Source organism: Psittacicella melopsittaci, assembly GCF_003585925.1.
In the GTDB taxonomy this organism is placed as follows: Bacteria; Pseudomonadota; Gammaproteobacteria; order Enterobacterales; family Psittacicellaceae; genus Psittacicella; species Psittacicella melopsittaci.
Genome location: NZ_NRJH01000047.1, coordinates 1 through 18,804, shown reverse-complemented (window position 1 = coordinate 18,804; position 18,804 = coordinate 1). Strand labels below are relative to the sequence as shown.

Sequence of the window (18,804 nt, the reverse complement as noted above, 5' to 3'; positions counted from 1 at the left end):
AATATTTAATATTAAATATTGTTCCTATAACTTAAGAATAAATTAAATATTCTGGATATTAATAAAATAGGTTGTATGAAATTAGAATCTATATTGTGCAGTAACGCTTACATTACGATTTGGACCAAAGTAACAAACTGAGTTACAGTTAGTTAGGTAAGTTTTGTTAAAGAGGTTTGTAGCGTTAAGCGTAACATTCCAATCTTTAGTTGCTTGCCATGAAACCATAGCGTCTAATAACCATACAGGTTTAATGCTTGCATATGCTGTAGATTGGTAACCACCAGGAACAGCTACATAAGCAATATTTCTTGCAGCTACAGTACCTACATATCTAGTACCAACACCTACTGTTACATCACTACCAACTTTAAAGTTGTTCCAAAGACTAACTACATTTTTTGGAATACCGTTAGATTGGAATGAACCTGTTGAACGATAAGTAGTTGCAGAGGTATAAGTATAAGCTAGGCTTGCTTGCCAGAAGCTCGTTAGGTTAACATTAGCACTTAGTTCCCAACCGTGTGAACGTTGCTCTAAATCATTTTGAGTAAAGCTACCGTTAGTGTAACTACGTTCAAATGGATTACGGTTTTTAATGTTGAAGTAACTTACTTCAAAGCTACCGTCAAATAGTTCAGGTGCGTATTTAACCCCTGTTTGGAAAGCATTTGCTTTGTTGTAGTTAAATGTAGCATAACCTGTTGCACTTGTAGGAACTGGAGCTTTAGCATTAAATGCCTGTGAGTAGTTTACATATGGAGTAATGCCATAAGGTAAATTAAATGCTAAGCCACCTGAGTGAACTGTGTGTCCTGTGTTGTAACTGTTAGAGATACCAAATGCAGTACCACGACCATTTACACTCATGTAACGGATACCATAGTTGAAAGTTACATATTTAGTAAAGTCAACTGAAGCTAAAGCGTATAAACTAGCTTGGTTGGTAGTTTGTACATAGTGGTAAGGACTCATTGAAGCGTAAGCATCTGCTTCTTGTGATAAATACGTTGGGTTAAAGATATTTATTGTAGAAGCACTACCAGAAGCAAGATCACCTTCAGTACGTACATGCTGTAATTCTACCCCTAAAGCTAAAACAGCATTAATATTTCTACTTAGATCCCCATTTAATACTACACGGTTATCAAAGTAATGAGATTGGTAGTTACCTTTATTATAGGTGTATTGACGTACCCCAGTTGTACCTGTAGGTAAAACCATTGCCATACCAGCTACTACATCAAAGTAGTAAGTGTTAATGTAGTTAAAGCGATAGTTTTGCTCAAATTTAACGCGATCATTAAATGTATGCGTTAACTCCCAACCTAGGTTGTACTGTTTAGTATCAGTTTTAGCATAGTTAGGTTCACCAAAGTAAGTGCTTGAGCTAAATGAACCGCCCGAAGTTATATAAGAACCATAGCCAGGTACAACAAAGTTACTTGGGATACCATTTTGAGCATTGAAACTGGTTAAAATAGTTAACTGAGTTTTATCGCTGATGTCAATGGTAAATGAAGGAGCAAAGTAGTATTGACGAGTATAAGTGAAATCTTTTTGTCCACGTGTATGTTGCCATTCACCTACTACACGGTAACGAATAAAGTCGTTAATACGATTTGAGTAGTCTACACCAATTTGATAGGTATCATCACTACCTACTTTAAATTGTACTAAGCCTTGAGGAGTTGCCGTTGGACGTTTAGAAACTAGGTTTACTACCCCACCAGCTTGTGTTGCCCCATAAAGAACTGAGTTAGCACCTTTTACAATTTCAACTCTTTCAATACCAAATAATACTGGGTTGTATACATAGTATCCATTTGGATAAGTAAAGCTAGCACCATCCATTGCAAATTCTGGACTAAAGCCACGAATACGGAAGATGTTATAGTGGTTACTTGGTGCGTAGTTTGAATAAACGCCAGGAAGATAGATTAGAGCTTGATCTAGTTTAGTCGCTCCTGTTTGTTGTTCTACTTGCTGTGCATTGATATTTAGAGTTGAAGCTGAGCTATCAGCTTTACCTAAACGATTTACAGTACCTACAACTGTAACTGGAGCTAAAGTAAGAGAAGCCGAGTTAGTTGTTGTAGTTGTCGTTGAAGTGTCAGCAAAAGCTAAACCAGAGCCAAGAGACACAGTTAGAACGGCCGTCGCTAAGCGAGAGAGTTTATTTTTCATCTGCATATATTAAATTAGAGTGAGAAAAAAGAAAGTACTTGAGGTTGTGTGTGCTCAACCTCGCCAAGAAGAAATAAAAATTAAATGTAAATCATTTTCATTTAGTAATTGGTACTATTTTACCAAGAGTTAGGTAAAAGTTACAAAACATTTTTATCTCCTTTTTTCGTAAACTATAGGTAAAGGTCAAGTTGGAAGAGTAAACTCTTTGTTTATTAAGAATAATAGGCTTTATATTGGTGCCGAAACATCAAAGGAAGGCATGGCAAAGACCATGTTATTTGGTAGGGGATTATAATTTCTTTTGTTAAATTTGAGAAAAAATTCTAACTTCTTATAACAACAAAAGTCCTCTGAACTTGGCAAGTTCAAAGGACTTTCTTTTATTGCAAATAAAGAAGTTTGCAGGTTTCAAACCAAGCAATTATGATGTTGCAAATTAAGTAATTTTTTACTTATGCTTGTAATAATTGCGGTTTGAAAAAGTTATTATCAATAAAGAGATTTAAGAGTTCTACAGTTTGGAAAAGAACTAATTGTTCATTATCACAAACTGATTTCCATTTAACGTTTTCTGTAGTAGATACATCAGAGAACTCGAGGAGAGTTTGGGTATCTTCTTGAACATAGCGTTTTGGTGAAGATTGATTTACTTTATAGCCAATGCCTTCAAAGTCTTTTACATCACCTAACCACTCTTCAATAATACCTGTATCTATAGTATTACCTGTAGTTAAACCAACTGAAACAGTTTGGGTTGTACCGTAGAATACTGGAGCAACTATGTTGTTAACATGCACTGTATCTACTTGAGGCATAATGCGTTTAATTTGCCCTTCAAAGTTAATTTGTTTATCAGGAGCAACATCAGTTAAAGCATTTACATCAAAAGCTAAAGACATTTTTTCTTTACCATCATCTTGGGTAAAGTTAAAAAAGTCACGTGTTTGTTTAGCTAAAGTAGCTGCAGCGTCTTTGTTAATGTAAGTTACAGGGAAAATATTAGTTACGCTTACATATAACATAGGTTGATTTAAGCGCAGATTATTAATAATGTACATTAATTGGCTCACTTGTGGGTGAGGTAAAGACACCATTTTTTTCTCCATTACTTCCTCAAGTTGAATTTCATCAACACGAGGAATAATAACTGGCATTTGATCTAGAGTAGCAGAGTAACCTGTTAGATCGATAGAGAACACGCTTTTGGCAGCTGCCCCTGTAAGGAACTTAAGGTTTTCAATGGTATCGTTGTAAAGATATAGATCTACGTCATCCCAATCTACATTGGCAAATTTGCGGTAGTCGTAGTTAAATCTTTCGATTACTTCAATATCATCAAAGTTGTATGAATCTGCATTTGCATTTTCAACAATAGTTATACGAGAGATGTCTTCATGTAAGTTTTCTGCTAGAGATAAGAATTTGGTAATAAATAATTCATCTGCAGAGATAGCAATATGTAAACCCATGCTTTTCCTTCTTTTGGTAGTCGATAAATTTATTTGCCTGTATATTATAACAAAAAAAGCCTCTTCACAAAGAGAGGCATAAAAGGTTAGAGATTCTCTAATACTTGATATTCAATCAGGCGAGCTTTTTCCTTGTTATCTTCATAAGGAGTAGCTTGCTTTTGGTCATCTAAAGGAACTTGATCGAGGCTAACACTTGGGTGTACCATGATTACAGCCCCACGTCCTGTTTTTTGATGATAAGAACGCGCATTTTTTAACCAAAAGTGCATTAATTGAGAAAATTCTTCGGGACTTGTATCGTAATTGTATACGCCTAGGAGTTCTTTGCGCATAGAATAAGCTGAAGAACGAGCTTTTTTGGTCGCCATACGCAGAATAAGATTTTGAACTTTTGACGCCCCAGGTAGATTTGTCCGGTTAAGTTGATTAACGCGGTTTAAGCTTCTTACCCAAATTTTATTTTGATCAAGACGGTGTTCGGCATAGAACTCTCGTAAAGCCTGAGCAAATAAAGGTAACATATGTACATGTTGATGACCGTCAATAAAATCAGGCCAACAGTCAAAAAGATCTTCGAACAAGAAAAATTGGCGTTCGATTTCTTTGTAAATTTGGGCAATAATTTTTTTGCTATTCCCCTTAGCAAAAAATACACGCAAATATACTGGGTTTAGGAGTTTGTGAATAGGGGAAATTAACTCTTGATTTTGGTGAGATGAGAGTTTTTCCGTAAAGTTTAGGTGTAAGCCTAAACTTAATTTATGGTCATGTTTTAAACGTAAGGCTTCTTCAATATAATCTAAAGTTAGATTAGGGGCATCAACTAATACCGAAGCACAATTAATTTTTCCAGCTTTAGCTAGATTAATTGTGGCTTGATTAATCCCTGGGGTCAAACCAAAGTCACCTACGCAAATTTCTAAGTTATGTGAAGCTAACAGTTGCTTAAAACTTGTGTCCATTTGTTTAATTATTTAGTTAATATACTTTTATTTTATTATAAATTGCAAAAAAATGCCTTAGTAAATTTTAATCTTCTTTTTTAGGGGCAAATAAGGAGGCTAAAACTCCTAGAGCAAGTATACCAACTACAAGGCTAACATTTAGAGAAATTAGCTGATAATGCGTAATTTTACTCAAAGATTCTAAGCCCTTTTAATGGCAATGTAGAATAATAAAACAATGATAGCTTTATCTAAATAAACTAAATATTTGCTTAAGGGGGCTAGAATAAAGTATAAACTCCGTAAACCTAAGATTGCAAAAATCATAGCAACATAAACTAATAAAGGTTCTTGGGTTACTGAAATTACTGCCGGCACTGAATTAAATGCAAAAGCTATACCACCCAAAGGCTAGCGTCTTTTAAGTTAATGCGCTTTTTGTTTTTATGGCTCACTAAATCCATGTAAAGAGAAAAGCCTATAGTGAGCAGGAAAATAAGAATAGTTTCTCGAGGAAAACCTTTTTACCTTCTTTAATGAATTTTGTAAAGTTTAAATTAATTATAGAACTTTTACATTTGTAATGCATGTAACTTGTGGTAAAATCTTTAATTATATCCATAAAAGTACTGTGTTTATTGTTTATTGTTTAGTAGTTGTAAAAGGTTGATAATTAACCTTTGAAATAGATTTGTTTTTTACTAGGGATTATATTTTTTAATGCAAATTGATTATCAATATTTCGAACCTTTATTGGTTAAATTAAACTACATGTCTCAAGAGGATATTGAAAAATGTCGGGCTGCTTATGCCATTGCTTATGAAGGACATGATGGTCAATTTCGAAGCTCGGGAGAGCCTTATATTACTCACCCAGTAGCCGTAGCTGGGATTTTAGCGGACTTAAGTTTAGATGTTCCTGCTATTCAAGCGGCTTTATTGCACGATACCATTGAAGACACTAAGTTCCAAAGACCAGAGCTGTTAGAATTATTTGGTCCTGTAGTAACAGATATAGTTGATGGCGTTTCTAAATTAGATAAATTAAAATTCCGTACACGTAAAGAAGCTGAAGTAGCTAACTTTCGTAAAATGATTTTAGCTATGACCAAGGATGTACGCGTAGTTTTAATTAAACTTGCCGACCGTACTCATAATATGCGTACGCTTGGAGCTTTACGTCCAGATAAACAAAGACGTATTGCCCAAGAAACTATAGACATCTATTCGGCGTTAGCTTACCGTTTGGGGATTATGCATATTAAGCGCGAGCTAGATAGTCTTTCGTTCCGTGCTCTTCATCCTGTACGCTATCGACTTCTAAAAGAAGCGGCTGCTAAGGCTTCAAATTTACGTAAGAAACAAATTCTTAACGTACAAAATGCCATTGAAAATGCTTTAAAAGAACATGGCATTAAAGCGGATGTACAAACCGAACGCATTCCTCTGTACAACATTTATAAGAAAATGTTGCATAAGAAGCAAAAATTTAATTCGATTTTAGATATTTATCGCTTTATTATCGTCACTAAAACCCAAGATGAATGTTATCGTTCACTAGGAATAGTGCATGGTTTATATAAACCAGTTCCAGGTACTTTCCAAGATTTTATTGCTCTACCAAAAACTAATGGTTACCAAACTCTAGTTACTGAGTTAATTAACGAGCTCGGAGATCCAGTAGAAGTATTTATTCGTACTGAATCTATGGATGAAGTAGCAGATCTTGGTATTGCTCAAACTTTAATGTATACGCCAAATAACTTAAATACCATTGGGCAAGAGCAAGTACAAAAATGGTTAGAATCTCTAGCTGAACTGCAACATTCATCGGTTAACTCAATTGAGTTTAATAACTCAGTTAAAGAAGAAATTTTCCCAGAAGATATATTTATTTTCACGCCAAGAGGAAAAATTATTACTTTACCGCAAAAATCTACGGTATTAGATTTTGCTTACTATATCCACTCTAATGTGGGTATTCATGCGGTTTCGGGTTTAGTTGATGGTAAAGAAGCTCCTCTCGATCAAATTCTTAAAACGGGGCAAACGGTAGAAATTGTTACTAGCGACGATGCTTATCCAACCGAGTACTCTTTAACCTTAGTGAACTCGGCAAGAGCCAAAGCTCGCATGCGTCAAGCTCTTAAAGATCGCGAAATGGATAAGTATATTGCCAATGGTAATAAGGCATTAGAAGACTTATATCAAGGGCAAAGCATTGCTTCTTTAGATAGCAAGGCGTTACAACATGCCTTAGACTTTTTCAACTTAAAATCATTAAATGATTTATATGCTGAAATTTGTATTGGTAATATAATTTCTCCAGTTGCCAAAGCGGTAATAGACTCTTACCTCAATGCTGATCAAGATAGTGATAATATTCTTGAGCAGTTACAAAATGGAACCTTAATGAGTGATTTAACTTATGCTGATTTACTTGCAGTAAATCATCAAGTTAGTATAGATCCGAACTCTTATATCACTCCTGATGATCCTATAGTTTTAACAACTAATTTTGGTAATGGTCTTTTAGTCCACCACAAAGATTGTAACTTTATTCGCCAACGGAATTTAACTCCTTATCAACATTGTCTAATTAAATGGGGTGTTGATGCTGTACCAAATAGTCGCGTGCAAATTCAATTGCATTTAGAGACCAAAGATACAGACGGTGATAAGTTTGTTGAGCAGGTAGTTGAACTTATTAACAGTTACGACAAACCAGTATTACGTGCTGTTACTGGAGTTAACCACCATGAGCATACAACCTACTTAAAACTGGAATTACATGTAGCTAATGCTCAAGAAATCAAAGAATTTGTTGCTTTCTTAGAGAGTAAGCCAGAATTAATTAAAATTTATCGTTGGGATCGTGGCTATACCCAAGGTCACTTTGAACGTATGTAATTTATTTAGAACTCCAAGAGTAAAATCTTGGGGTTTTATTTTTTTTGCAAAAGGATTGAAGGAGTTCGTTGGATTAGAAATACGCGTTTTTTATTAACGAGGAGAATATATTTTTTCTAGGGTAGTTATTTGGCATAAATTTTTACTTTATTGCGGTTATTTTTTTAATTTTTTGCCTAATAAATTTAGTTACCACCCTAAAAATTAGAAAAAATAAAATATAAATTTAGTTATTGAGAGAAAATTACTTTGTAAGCATTTGATTAAGGGGGAGAAAAATTTTGCGAAAAAATTAAATATTTAAACAAAAAAGGGTATAATATAAGTAATAAAATTAAGGTAAAAACTTGGTTTTATTTTTCTACGAAATAATATTTTAAAACGGAAGAATTAATTAAAATTTAAGGAAGAAATAATGTCAGAAAACAATGATCGTAAAAAAAGTTTTGAAGCTGCATTTAGCATGATTGAGAAAAAATACGGTAAAGGTTCTATTTTCCGTATGAGTGAATCTCCAGATTTAAATATCCCAACCATTTCAACAGGATCTTTAAGTCTTGATGTAGCTTTAGGGGTGGGCGGTCTTCCTCAAGGTCGTATTGTTGAAATTTTTGGTCCTGAATCATCAGGTAAAACAACAGTAGCTTTATCTGTTGTAGCTCAAGCACAGAAAAAAGGTTTAAACTGTGCTTATATTGATGCAGAGAATGCTTTAGATCCTTCATACGCAAAACGTATTGGCGTAAACTTAGAAGATTTATTTATTTCGCAACCAGACAATGGTGAGCAAGCTTTAGAGATTGTTGAAACTCTAGTGCGTTCAAACAGCTTAGATGTAGTAGTTATTGACTCAGTAGCTGCTTTAACACCTCGTGCTGAAATTGAAGGTAACATGGGTGATAGCCATGTTGGTTTACAAGCTCGTTTAATGTCACAAGCTTTACGTAAATTAACAGGGGCAGTTAAACAATCTAAATGTTTAGTAATTTTTATTAACCAAATTCGTATGAAAATTGGGGTTATGTTTGGTAACCCTGAAACCACAACAGGTGGTAACGCTCTACGTTTCTACGCTTCAGTACGTTTAGATATTCGTCGTACAGCTCAAGTAAAAGATAAAGAAAATGTAGTAGCTAATACAACTCGCGTTAAAGTAGTTAAAAATAAAGTAGCACCTCCATTCCGTGAAGCTATTTTTGATATAGTTTTCAATAAAGGAATTAACAAGTCTGGAGAGATCATTGACTTAGGTGCAACACACGGGTTTATTGAAAAATCTGGTGCTTGGTATTCTTATGACGGACAAAAAATCGGTCAAGGTAAAGCAAAAGCTATTGAATGGCTAGAAGCTAATCCTGAAGTTGCGGAATTACTTGAGCAAAAAATTAAAGATAAATTACTGCAAAGCAATGATTTATTAACTGTGGGTGGAGATAATACCCAAGTTGATGAGTTAACTGATTTAGCAGATGAATTATTCTAAAGAAAAAGCAGGTAATTCCTGCTTTTTCCTTTATATAAATTAATCAACTTAAATAATATGTATCTAAAACGAATATTTCTTTTTGTTTTTCTTCTTTTTAGCGTAAGAAGTTTTGCCCTTCCAGCCCTTGATGCGGCACCAGTTGATAGTCCTGATTATAAACAGTTATACTATCCAGCGATGGCAAAGGCTTTAAAAGCAAAAATGGCTAATGTAAGAACTATTCTAGTTTTACCTGTTGTAGGTAATAAATTAGATGAAGTGATTGCTCTTACGGTACAAGGAAGTTTTGCTCGTGCTTTAGTGGCAACGGGGTATTATGTTATTCCTCCTGCAGTTTCCAATGCTTTCTTTGCTTCGCAAGGCTTAAACTTTGGTACAGATGTGCGGAACATTCCTTTACGTGATCTCCTCGATAAAACAGGAGCTGATGCTGTATTGTATCTTGATGCAGCTAGAGGGGAAACGGACAATAGTTGGATTGTTGGAAATATTATAAAGATAGATATCCGAGGTAAACTAATAACCTACGGGGATTTACCTATTTTTGAATTTAGACATACCAATTGGCTAAAACTTACGGATGGGATAAATGGAACCGAAGGCTTCTTTGAGATGTTAGCTAAGCTAATTGTAACTACGGTAAATGCAGCTGAAACTGACGAAAACCAAGTTAAAGTAAGTTATTTTGTTCAAGGTCATCCTATTTTCCAAACTACAACTAGATTACCTGCCCAAGCTTTACATGGTCTAAGTTTAGGTCCTTACGGTTATAAATATGCTACGCGTTTATGTTTTGGGCATAATTTAAGTAAAAGCGATCTGAAAAAAGAAAATTATCAATATCGTCTCTACTTACCTGACTGTGATACAAATGTAGATCAGGTTTTTCTTTACTATGTTAGTATGGATATGGCTTCACCAGAGTTTTGGGGCTTAAATGAGTTCCCAGCTGAGGTGCTAGAAGAAGCTCAAGAATATAGAAAATACTTAAAAAGTATAGGAGTGAATAGATAATGCGTAAGTTACTTGTTATTTTTATTCCACTTTTATTAGCTTCTTGTTCTTTTTCTCCTAAGTATGAGTATTTTGATTACTTATCTAAGCCAATAAATCTTGTAACTAGTAAAAGTGTTGAAGAAGTGTATGTTAATGGAACGGTAATAGATCAACTGGCTAGTTATGATGTTAGCGAGGATCAGCTTGCTTCAAGATTATGGCAAGAATTTGCTATGACTTATAGAATGTATTCTTATCAACAAGTTCCAGGTGCAAGTATGATGGCTGGATATGCTTTATTAAAGCAAGGTGATACCGAAAAAGCGATAGAATACTTCAATAAGGAAAAAGAAGACTTTCCAGAATCAACTAAATTTATAAATCTATTACTTTCTACAATTAAAAAATAATCGGATACTAAAATGAAAAAACTCCTTTCGTTAATTATGCTCATAAGTACGGCAACCTTTTTAGCTGCTTGTTCTTCTGAAACTACAACTATTATTCCTCAAGAACAGCAAGGTGTAGTATTAAAACAAAATGACGGTACTACTAGACCTCTAGAAATCTCCATTGGTCGTTTTGATAATCGTTCTGACTATAATAATGGTGTATTTGCTAATAACACCTTGTCTCAACAAGGTTTAGATACTTTAGTACAAGCCCTAACGCAAACTGGTTACTACGTAGTAATGAACCGTTCATTACTAGATAAGTTAAGTTACGAAAGCGAATTAAATGGTTATCAGTTTAAACCTCTAGGAGCTCGCTATGTATTAGCAGCGTCAATTACTGAGTTTGGACGTCGTCAAGAAAGCTCAACTGCCATATATGGTTTAGTAGGTAAAAGTCGCACTGATGTAGCTTATGCAACTGTATCTTTAGTATTAGTAGATGTTTCAACTTCAGCTACTGTTGCTTCAGCTTCTGGTACTGCAAAAATTGACATCACAGGGCGTAAAGCACTTGGTACAGGGACTAACATTAGTTATGACTCTTCACAAAACCAACGTGTTTTATCTTTAGCTATTCGTGATGCGGTAAATAATTTAATTAATGTTACACGCTATATGCGTTAATCATAAAAAAGCACCTCGAGATTTTTCTCGAGGTGTTTTTTATTAACTTAATTCAGGATAAGTGTAATAAGCGTTATATTCTTTTTTACTTGGTAAAACCAAGAAAATAAGTAAAACTAAAGGAGCAATAATCCCAAGTAATACCCACCAACCACTAAAGCCAGCATCATGTAAACGACGAATATATGCGGTAATTGATAAGCAAAGATTTACGAGCCAGAGGAAAAAATAAAAGAGGCTAACTAAAACAATAAAGATAATTTGCCCTGGAGTAATTAAACTAGTAAATTCGATTTGCTCAAGGTTATTTAAATGTTGTTGATAAACTTCAACAACTTGCCAAATATGGTAAAAAAGAAAAGCACCATAGAGCAGGCTTATAGCCCCCATAATAAGAACTTTATGGCAAAGAAAAAATAACCAGAATTGGGTTCGTGTTTCCCGTGCTTGTCCCAGAGTAATATTCTGGTAATGAAGCATTAAGTTTTGGTAAAGATAAGACATGGTAATTATCAATAAAGTAATGGCATTTAAATAACTTTAAATGCCATAGATCTTTTAATCCTTTTTAGTTGGAGTTGCTTGAGCTTGCTCTGCTTTAACTTCAGTAGCTTCTTCTGCTTTAACTTCAGTAACTTCTTCAGCTTTAGCATCAGTAGCTTGTTCAGCTTTAACTTCAGTAGCTTGTTCAGCTTTAACTTCAGTAGCTTCTTCAGCTTTAGCTTCAGTAGTTTCTTCTGCTTTAACTTCAGTAGCTTCTTCTGCTTTAGCTTCAGTAGCTTCTTCTGCTTTAGCTTCAGTAGTTTGTTCTGCTTTAGCTTCAGTAGTTTGTTCTGCTTTTACTTCAGTAGTTTGTTCTGCTTTTACTTCAGTAGTTTTTTCAGCTTTTACTTCAGTAGTTTTTTCAGCTTTAACTTCTTCTTTAGCAGGAGCCACAAAAGGTTCGTCTTCAGCTTGTGGGAATACTTTAGGGTTACGATATTTATTATTACTTGTTTTAGTTGGGAATAGAGCTAATAAAGATAAAACAGCAACTAGAATAAGGAGATTTACCGAATTTGTAAATACTGTAACTTTATCTGGTTCCCCTAAGAAAACTGTAAACGCGCAAATTACCACAAAGAAAACTACAATAGATAAGCCTGGAAGACCAAAGTCACGAACTCGTCTAAATGCAGCAGCCAAGTTAAGTAGTAGCACTAAGGCAAATACTACAGAAAAACTTGCTACTGTAGCTAAGTGGGTATCATGCCCATAGACAAAAGCTAAGGAAACAGTAAAGCTTCCTAAGATTAAGTAAGCAAAGAAGAGAACGATACCAACAAATAAATTGTAGAGGAAAAATTCGCGACGACGTTCGGTAGCTTTAAATGTAAAGAGATGGAGAAAATGTCTCCATAGGTTCTGATTTAAATTTGGACGTACAGCCATAAAACTTCCTTAAAAAATCAAAAAAAATTCTAGTCCATTAATAACTATATTAATATAAATTTTTTTAGATTTGTTAATTATTTTTTTGTTGGTTATAATTTAATTGGTACGTCTAATTGTTACAACAAAACGCTCGTTATCTTCTATGCCTGGAACCTCAACTTGAGTAATATTTTCAATAGTGAATTTTGCTGGGAGAGTTTGGATTTCCTCTTCAGTTTTTGCCCCTTTAAGAAGAACGTAATGTCCTTGTTCGGCAAGTAAATGTTCACAAACAAGAGTCATACGATCAAGAGCAGTAAAGGCACGACTAGTAATGCAAGCAAAAGTTTGAGCATGATAGTCTTCAACTGGGCTATGAACAATAGTTACATTCTCAAGTTTTAAGCTGAGAACTACATGGCGTAAAAATTGAATTCGTTTTCCTAATGAATCTAATAGAGTAAAATGAATTTGCGGATTAACTTGAGCAAAGAATAGAGCTAAAGGAATACCTGGTAACCCCGCTCCAGTTCCTACATCGAGAACACTTTCGTAGTTTGCAAAATATGGAGCTACTACCAGAGAATCAAAGAGATGCTTAATCAGCATTTGCTCTGGATCTTTGATTGCCGTAAGATTATAGGCTTGATTCCACTTGTGCATAAGTTCTAAATAAGTTAAGAACTTTTCTGTCATTTGTGGAGTTACATGTTCTTCTAAATAAGGATTTGTTTTTACTAATTGCGTAAACTTATTTTGCAATTGAGCTTTAGGAAATTCTAGAGTACGACGTGCCATATAATATTATCAATTTGAAAAATTAGCTTGCTGTTATTATAAGAGAAAAAACCGTTTTAACCAAAAAAAACATAATGAATGAATTATCTAAAGAACCGCAACTTTTTAATGTGGTGATGCTTGTAGCTTATAAAGGTACTAACTACGCTGGTTTTCAGCGACAAGATCATGCTACTAGTGTGCAAGGATGTCTTGAACAAGCAATTAGTAAAGTAGCTAATCATCCTGTAGAAACCTTTTGTGCAGGACGCACCGATGCAGGCGTGCATGGAACTAATCAAGTAATAAACTTTGTTACTACCGCTAGTCGTCCTGAACATGGCTGGCTAAGAGGCACCAATACCCATCTTCCTAAAGATATACGCGTAGTAGCTTGTAAAATAGTGCCTCAGGACTTTCATGCTAGATTCAGTGCTGTTTTTCGCAGATATCGCTATGTAATCTTAGAAAATACTTTTGCTGATGCACATTTAGAAGATAGTGTTACTTGCATATCCTATCCTCTTAATGTGGAGTTAATGCAAGAGGCGGCTCAACATCTCCTTGGCGAACAAGATTTTAAGAGTTTCCAAGCGGCAAGATGTCAGGCAACAACTAGTAACCGCTGTATTCACCATGCTAAGTTTTACCGTCAAGGTAACTTTTTAGTGTTTGATATTCAAGCTAATGCTTTTTTATATCATATGGTGCGTAATATTATGGGAGCCTTATTAAAAGTTGGAAAGGGAGAACTATCTCCGCAAGAGTTTAAAGCTTTAATTGAAGCAAAAAATAGAAATCTTGCTCCTGCCACAGCTCCTGCAAATGGATTATATCTCGTTGAAGTAGGATATCCAGAGGAATATTCGATGCTCAAGCCTAGTTTTATAGGTCCGAGCTTTTTATTAGATTAAGAGAAGGTATAAGGCCTTCTCTTTTTTTTGTGCACTTTTTTTAGTATTGAGGGTGGCAAGTTTTACGTAGCTTACATTATCTTGGTTATAGCTTAGATAACGTTGAAATCATAATTATAAAGTTAGGAACTGCATTCTGAAGTTACTAAGCTTAACAAAGAAAGGCTTGAGTTTTTCTTATTTTTACTTTGGTTGATTGGTTAATTATTTACTTTATTTACTCTCTCAAGACCTGAACACAAATGAACACTAATGCAAAGAATTGAAAAATCCTAATTGAACGAAATTGACAAAAATTGAAAGAAATTGACACATACCTTAGAGAAGGATAAAACTTAAATTGAGGAAAAATGTGAACAATTATGGAGAAGGGATCTTGCTAAATCTTGAGTAAAATAGTTAGTCTTTTATAGCGATAAATGCCCTAAAATTAGTGTGTAACTAAAATCAAATATAGAAAATGTATTAATAATTAAGTAGATTTAATGGATTTGGGATAAAATAGAAAAAATAGGGTAATTTATTTTTTCGAAGTATGTAAAAAATAAGCAAAAAAGAAAGATTTTTGCAAAACTTTACCCTTATATAGGTGTCTAATAATTAAATACCTAAGCTCTTTTGATTGAGTTTATAAAATATGAAAATCTCGTAATTTTTTATTTTTGGCAAAATAGAAAATTACGTTTGGAAGTATTTTTATTCAAGCTTATTACGTCTGCAAATGTAGTAAGTATCGTATTGTAAAGGGTTGCAGCCCTTACGACTTCTTACAAGCAATAAAAATAACTTGGCAGTTATTGTTTATAGCAAAAAAGAAGCTATAGAGAAGTGACATATGAATAAAGTATACAAATTAAAATTCAGTAAAGCGAAAAAACAACTTCAAGTTGTTTCTGAGTTAGCTACCAATGCTGACACAGGCTCCAATGCTGTAAACTCAACAACAAGCACCATAGATTTAGAGTTTAATCCACTTGTTCAAAATACGGTATTAGCTGGTTTAACTGCTACTTTAGCAGTGGCTACTACAGGTATGGCACAAGCGGACGTAGCTCGTACAGGTATGGATGTTGTATCAGGTACAGTTACAGCAATTACTAATGGTGCAGTTACTGAGATTACAAACTCAGCAAATGCAATCATTAATTGGCAAAAATTCAATATCAACGAAAACGAAATCGTTAAATTCATCCAACAATCATCTAGTTCTGCGGTTTTAAACCGTGTATTAGGTGGTGAAATCTCCCAAATCCTAGGTACTTTACAATCTAACGGTCAAGTATTTATCGTAAACCCTGCAGGGATTGTATTTGGTAAAAACTCTACAGTTGATGTTTCCTCTTTAGTGGCATCTACTTTAGACATTACTAATGAAGATTTCCTTAATGGCAACTATGTGTTCAACCAAGATAAAGACAAAGCGATTGCTCAGGTTCTTTCTCAAGGTATGATTAAAGTAAACGATGATGGTACTTTAGCATTAGTTGGTGGTCAGGTAGTAAATACTGGGGTGTTAGAAGCTAGAAATGGTTCAGTTTACCTTTTAGCTGGTCAAAGTATTACCATCCAAGATCTAGACAATCCATTAATCTCTTATAAAGTTACAGCTGAAAATAAAGCAGTTAACTTAGGTGAAATCGTTTCTAAACGTGCTACTTTATTAGGTAATAAAGTTGCAAATGGCTACACATCAAGCAGTGAATTTGCGGATGTAATGAGTGGCTATGCAACATCAGCAACTAACGCAACAATTAATGCCGATGGTGAGATCGTTTTATTTGGGGCTTCTGTTGCAGATGAAGTGCAAACAACTGCACAAACAAATGTTGAAGTTAAAGGGGAAAGAAACAGTGTTGTATCTAACACTGGGACATTGAATGCATCAAATCCTAAAGGCAAAGCTGGAAAAGTTAAAGTTTTAGGTGACAAGGTTGAAATTGGTTCTACATCTGTAATTACAGCTACAGGGGAACAAGGCGGAGAAATCCTCATCGGTGGGGATAACCTCGGTACAGGTAACGTAAAATTATCACAAGAGACCACAGTTGAAGCAGGTGCTAAAGTAGATGCGTCTGCAAAAGGCCAAGCAGGTACTGTAGTACTATGGGGTGACCAGGCTAAAGTAGACGGTACATTCTTAGCAACTTCAGAAACTTCTTACGGTGGTTTAGTAGAAACCTCAGGTAAAGGTGTTGACTTAGCAGATGGCTTTGAGGTAAATACAAGTTCACTATTAGGTGGTGACTACTTCGGTAAATGGTTACTAGATCCAGTTTATGTAGTTATAGCTTCAACTACCTCAGAAGCACAAAACATCCTAAGAAGTAAAGGTTGGAAAGCAGATGGAGTATTGGATCCTAGAACAGGACGATATATTAGTAATGTAACCATACTAGATCAAAAAGAACTAAATAACAAACTAAAAAATAATAATATTGATTTAGTAGGTGAAAAAGGTGTTGTTATTCGAAATGTAACAGCAAGTAGTTCTACTGTTGGAAGATTCTATGTTTTCTCAAATGAAGGTACCGCAGAAGTAAATAACTTCACCGCAAATTTACCAAATGCAAACTTAAAAATATATGGTAAATTCGGTATGACTCTTAACAATTCTTACATAGATGTTAAAACGTTTGAATTAGGTACAGGTGACGGTAAATTAAGAGACGAAATTAAAAATACTGCAGATCTTCTAAAAGTAAAATTTGATGTAGCTAATACGGTAATTAAAGGTTCCGCTACTGGTAACCAAACAATTCGTGCTCAAGGTTGGGGTGGATTTAATATGGACAATGTAACCATAGAAACTACCACACCTGGTTCTTTACTTGATATACAATCTAATGCTGATAATAGATGGAATAAGTTAAAACTTAAGGCTTATGAAGTTGCACTTTGGGAGCCTCAGACTAATAAAGAACAAGTATCAGTTAACATAATAGGATCGGATTTAAATGTAACCACAAGATTTTTCATAGAAAATCAAAAAGCAGATTTTGTTATTAAAGATACTAATGTTAGAGGTGGTGACTTCACGTTTATACATAAATCAGTTTTAGCTGAAAATGTAACTGCTGATACAAGAATTATAGGTTTCACAGCCTTAGAAGATAACTTAGATATTAGAAATTCAAATGTTGTAACTCAGACTTCTACTAGTTTAGTTTCTAAAAAACAAGATGTAATTTATACCAATACTGATTTTGCTGTAGGCTCTGGTAGCTTAACTATGTCTGCGGGTAACAATGTTACTGTATCAGATGAATCTTTTGCTAAAGTGAACTTCAATGAAGATGCAAGCATTAATATCCATGGTGGTAATACAGCTACTATTGATCGTTTAGAGATTAAAGCTGCTAACATTAATGTTAGTGGTGGTACAGTTGATGTACAAGGTTCTACCTTAGAAGCAGAGAAAAACTTAAGATTTGATGCAACAAATGAATTAAAAGTAGAAGATAACGAATTATTAAGTGGTAAAGAAACTGTTGCCTTCACTTCTCAAAATTCAGATGTAATCATCAAAGATAATACAATTACTACCCAAGGTGATCTAGTTGTAGAATCTACTAAAAACGTTGAATTGTACGGAGATAGAGCAACTTATAACCTAGCTCCAACAGCTAATGTAAAAGTTAAAGCAGGTAAAAAAGCAACTGTTGGTAACTTTGATAATGAACTTAACAGCATTACCGCTGAAGGTAAAGATGTTGAGTTCAAAGACAATAAATTTAAATTAAACGAAGGATTTAATACTAATCTAGAAGGTAATTTAGCATTAGACAACACTACCGTATTAACAGAAGGTGATGTAAATGTAGCAGCTGCTAAGGGTGTTACTCTAACTAACAAAACATCACTAACAGGTAGTCAAGTTACAGTTGCTTCAGAAGCAGATGTAACGGTTAATGACTCTACCTTAGCTGCAACAGGTACAACTGTTGATGTTAAAGGTGCAACTGTATCTCTAGATCGTGCAAGATTAAGTGGTGTTGATGCTGTTAACTTAACTGCAACTGTAGGTAGTGTTACAGCCGAAAGCACAGTTAAAACTAACGCCTCTAACTTAAACATCCACGGTAACCAAGTAGTTTTAACTAACTCTAGCTTTACAGGTAATGATACAGGTTACGCAACAATTACTTCGGATGTAGCAGATGGTGTTGAAGTTGTTAATACAACAATCAGACGTTACCTATGCTCTACAGTTCCTGAAAGTGTTGAATATGAAAAATACCTAGGTCCAGGTTTATATAACTTTGGTCCAGCAGGTGAAGCTGCAGAACGTTCTGAAGAAAAAACTGGTGAAAAAGATCGTGATACCGTTGGTGATACTACTAACTCAAATATCGCTGATAAATCAACTTACACTACTGGTGATTCTTTAGTACAACACGAAGGTAAAGCAGTTGGTGACGGTTTATACTATTGGAATTCAGGAGCAGAAACAGAGAATCCAAATGTAGCTTACAAAGAAGGCTACACTAGTGGTGATTCTTTAGTACAACAAGAAGGTAAAGTAGTTGGTGACGGTCTAACTCGTGAAATCGTATTTACCACTGATAATGTTGAAAAAGGTAATACCCCTAACGATAAGATCGGAGATTTAGATACTTCTAAATA

General features: G+C 34.5%; 13 protein-coding genes and 1 pseudogene. 7 read left to right on the top strand and 7 right to left on the bottom strand.

The window, feature by feature from the left end; translation table 11 throughout:
- Positions 1–81: 81 nt before the first annotated feature.
- From CJP74_RS05640 to CJP74_RS05625, 4 genes and pseudogenes are all read right to left on the bottom strand, one after another.
- Entirely contained in the window at positions 82–2,187 is a 2,106-nt protein-coding gene (locus tag CJP74_RS05640) for a TonB-dependent siderophore receptor (protein ID WP_222986960.1), read from the bottom strand.
- Between the two features lie 455 nt (positions 2,188–2,642).
- The gene (locus CJP74_RS05635; RefSeq protein ID WP_119497304.1) at positions 2,643–3,659 is read right to left on the bottom strand and encodes a hypothetical protein; all 1,017 of its coding nucleotides are present in this window, start codon (positions 3,657–3,659) and stop codon (positions 2,643–2,645) included.
- 86 nt (positions 3,660–3,745) lie between these two features.
- Positions 3,746–4,624 carry a ChbG/HpnK family deacetylase gene (locus CJP74_RS05630; RefSeq protein WP_119497303.1) on the bottom strand — a complete coding sequence of 293 codons (879 nt, stop codon included), beginning with the start codon at positions 4,622–4,624 and terminating at the stop codon, positions 3,746–3,748.
- A gap of 67 nt (positions 4,625–4,691) precedes the next feature.
- Positions 4,692–5,005, bottom strand: a pseudogene (locus CJP74_RS05625) (TerC family protein); the annotation flags it as partial.
- A 321-nt stretch (positions 5,006–5,326) separates the two neighbouring features.
- Here CJP74_RS05625 and CJP74_RS05620 point away from each other — a divergent pair.
- The 5 genes from CJP74_RS05620 (at position 5,327) to CJP74_RS05600 (ending at position 11,077) form a co-directional block, all read left to right on the top strand.
- Positions 5,327–7,516, top strand: coding sequence for a RelA/SpoT family protein (locus CJP74_RS05620; protein WP_119497302.1), 2,190 nt, complete (start codon positions 5,327–5,329; stop codon positions 7,514–7,516).
- A gap of 415 nt (positions 7,517–7,931) precedes the next feature.
- The gene (gene recA, locus CJP74_RS05615; protein WP_119497301.1) at positions 7,932–8,999 is read left to right on the top strand and encodes a recombinase RecA; all 1,068 of its coding nucleotides are present in this window, start codon (positions 7,932–7,934) and stop codon (positions 8,997–8,999) included.
- Positions 9,000–9,056: 57 nt separating this feature from the next.
- A complete protein-coding gene (locus CJP74_RS05610) occupies positions 9,057–10,016 on the top strand; it encodes a GNA1162 family protein (protein ID WP_119497300.1) in 960 nt (319 codons plus the stop codon).
- Positions 10,016–10,408, top strand: a complete 393-nt coding sequence (locus tag CJP74_RS05605; RefSeq protein WP_119497299.1) for a DUF4810 domain-containing protein — start codon at positions 10,016–10,018, stop codon at positions 10,406–10,408. Before CJP74_RS05610 ends, CJP74_RS05605 begins: the two co-directional genes overlap by 1 nt.
- A gap of 12 nt (positions 10,409–10,420) precedes the next feature.
- Positions 10,421–11,077: a CsgG/HfaB family protein gene (locus tag CJP74_RS05600; protein ID WP_119497298.1), complete on the top strand. Its 657-nt coding sequence runs from the start codon at positions 10,421–10,423 to the stop codon at positions 11,075–11,077.
- Between the two features lie 42 nt (positions 11,078–11,119).
- Here the strand turns inward: CJP74_RS05600 and CJP74_RS05595 are convergent, their stop codons facing one another.
- From CJP74_RS05595 to rsmG, 3 genes are all read right to left on the bottom strand, one after another.
- Complete coding sequence (locus CJP74_RS05595; RefSeq protein ID WP_119497297.1) at positions 11,120–11,581, bottom strand: DUF805 domain-containing protein; 462 nt, start codon at positions 11,579–11,581, stop codon at positions 11,120–11,122.
- Between the two features lie 54 nt (positions 11,582–11,635).
- On the bottom strand, positions 11,636–12,508 hold the full coding sequence (locus CJP74_RS05590; protein WP_119497296.1) for a DUF805 domain-containing protein: 873 nt from the start codon (positions 12,506–12,508) through the stop codon (positions 11,636–11,638).
- Positions 12,509–12,607: 99 nt separating this feature from the next.
- The gene (gene rsmG, locus CJP74_RS05585; RefSeq protein ID WP_119497295.1) at positions 12,608–13,288 is read right to left on the bottom strand and encodes a 16S rRNA (guanine(527)-N(7))-methyltransferase RsmG; all 681 of its coding nucleotides are present in this window, start codon (positions 13,286–13,288) and stop codon (positions 12,608–12,610) included.
- A 74-nt stretch (positions 13,289–13,362) separates the two neighbouring features.
- On the opposite strand from rsmG, the gene truA reads away from it, so the two are divergent.
- Together truA and CJP74_RS05575 are read left to right on the top strand one after the other, a co-directional pair.
- Positions 13,363–14,181, top strand: a complete 819-nt coding sequence (gene truA / locus CJP74_RS05580) for a tRNA pseudouridine(38-40) synthase TruA (protein WP_119497294.1) — start codon at positions 13,363–13,365, stop codon at positions 14,179–14,181.
- Between the two features lie 835 nt (positions 14,182–15,016).
- Positions 15,017–18,804, top strand: a 3,788-nt coding sequence (locus tag CJP74_RS05575) for a two-partner secretion domain-containing protein (protein ID WP_119497293.1), incomplete at its 3' end; no start/stop codon positions are given.

Excerpts from the sequence above, each read along its gene's own strand:
- CJP74_RS05640 (WP_222986960.1), bottom strand. The coding sequence starts at position 2,187 with ATGAAAAATAAACTCTCTCGCTTAGCGACGGCCGTTCTAACTGTGTCT.
- CJP74_RS05635 (WP_119497304.1), bottom strand. The coding sequence starts at position 3,659 with ATGGGTTTACATATTGCTATCTCTGCAGATGAATTATTTATTACCAAA.
- CJP74_RS05630 (WP_119497303.1), bottom strand. The coding sequence starts at position 4,624 with ATGGACACAAGTTTTAAGCAACTGTTAGCTTCACATAACTTAGAAATT.
- CJP74_RS05620 (WP_119497302.1), top strand. The coding sequence starts at position 5,327 with ATGCAAATTGATTATCAATATTTCGAACCTTTATTGGTTAAATTAAAC.
- recA (WP_119497301.1), top strand. The coding sequence starts at position 7,932 with ATGTCAGAAAACAATGATCGTAAAAAAAGTTTTGAAGCTGCATTTAGC.
- CJP74_RS05610 (WP_119497300.1), top strand. The coding sequence starts at position 9,057 with ATGTATCTAAAACGAATATTTCTTTTTGTTTTTCTTCTTTTTAGCGTA.
- CJP74_RS05605 (WP_119497299.1), top strand. The coding sequence starts at position 10,016 with ATGCGTAAGTTACTTGTTATTTTTATTCCACTTTTATTAGCTTCTTGT.
- CJP74_RS05600 (WP_119497298.1), top strand. The coding sequence starts at position 10,421 with ATGAAAAAACTCCTTTCGTTAATTATGCTCATAAGTACGGCAACCTTT.
- CJP74_RS05595 (WP_119497297.1), bottom strand. The coding sequence starts at position 11,581 with ATGTCTTATCTTTACCAAAACTTAATGCTTCATTACCAGAATATTACT.
- CJP74_RS05590 (WP_119497296.1), bottom strand. The coding sequence starts at position 12,508 with ATGGCTGTACGTCCAAATTTAAATCAGAACCTATGGAGACATTTTCTC.
- rsmG (WP_119497295.1), bottom strand. The coding sequence starts at position 13,288 with ATGGCACGTCGTACTCTAGAATTTCCTAAAGCTCAATTGCAAAATAAG.
- truA (WP_119497294.1), top strand. The coding sequence starts at position 13,363 with ATGAATGAATTATCTAAAGAACCGCAACTTTTTAATGTGGTGATGCTT.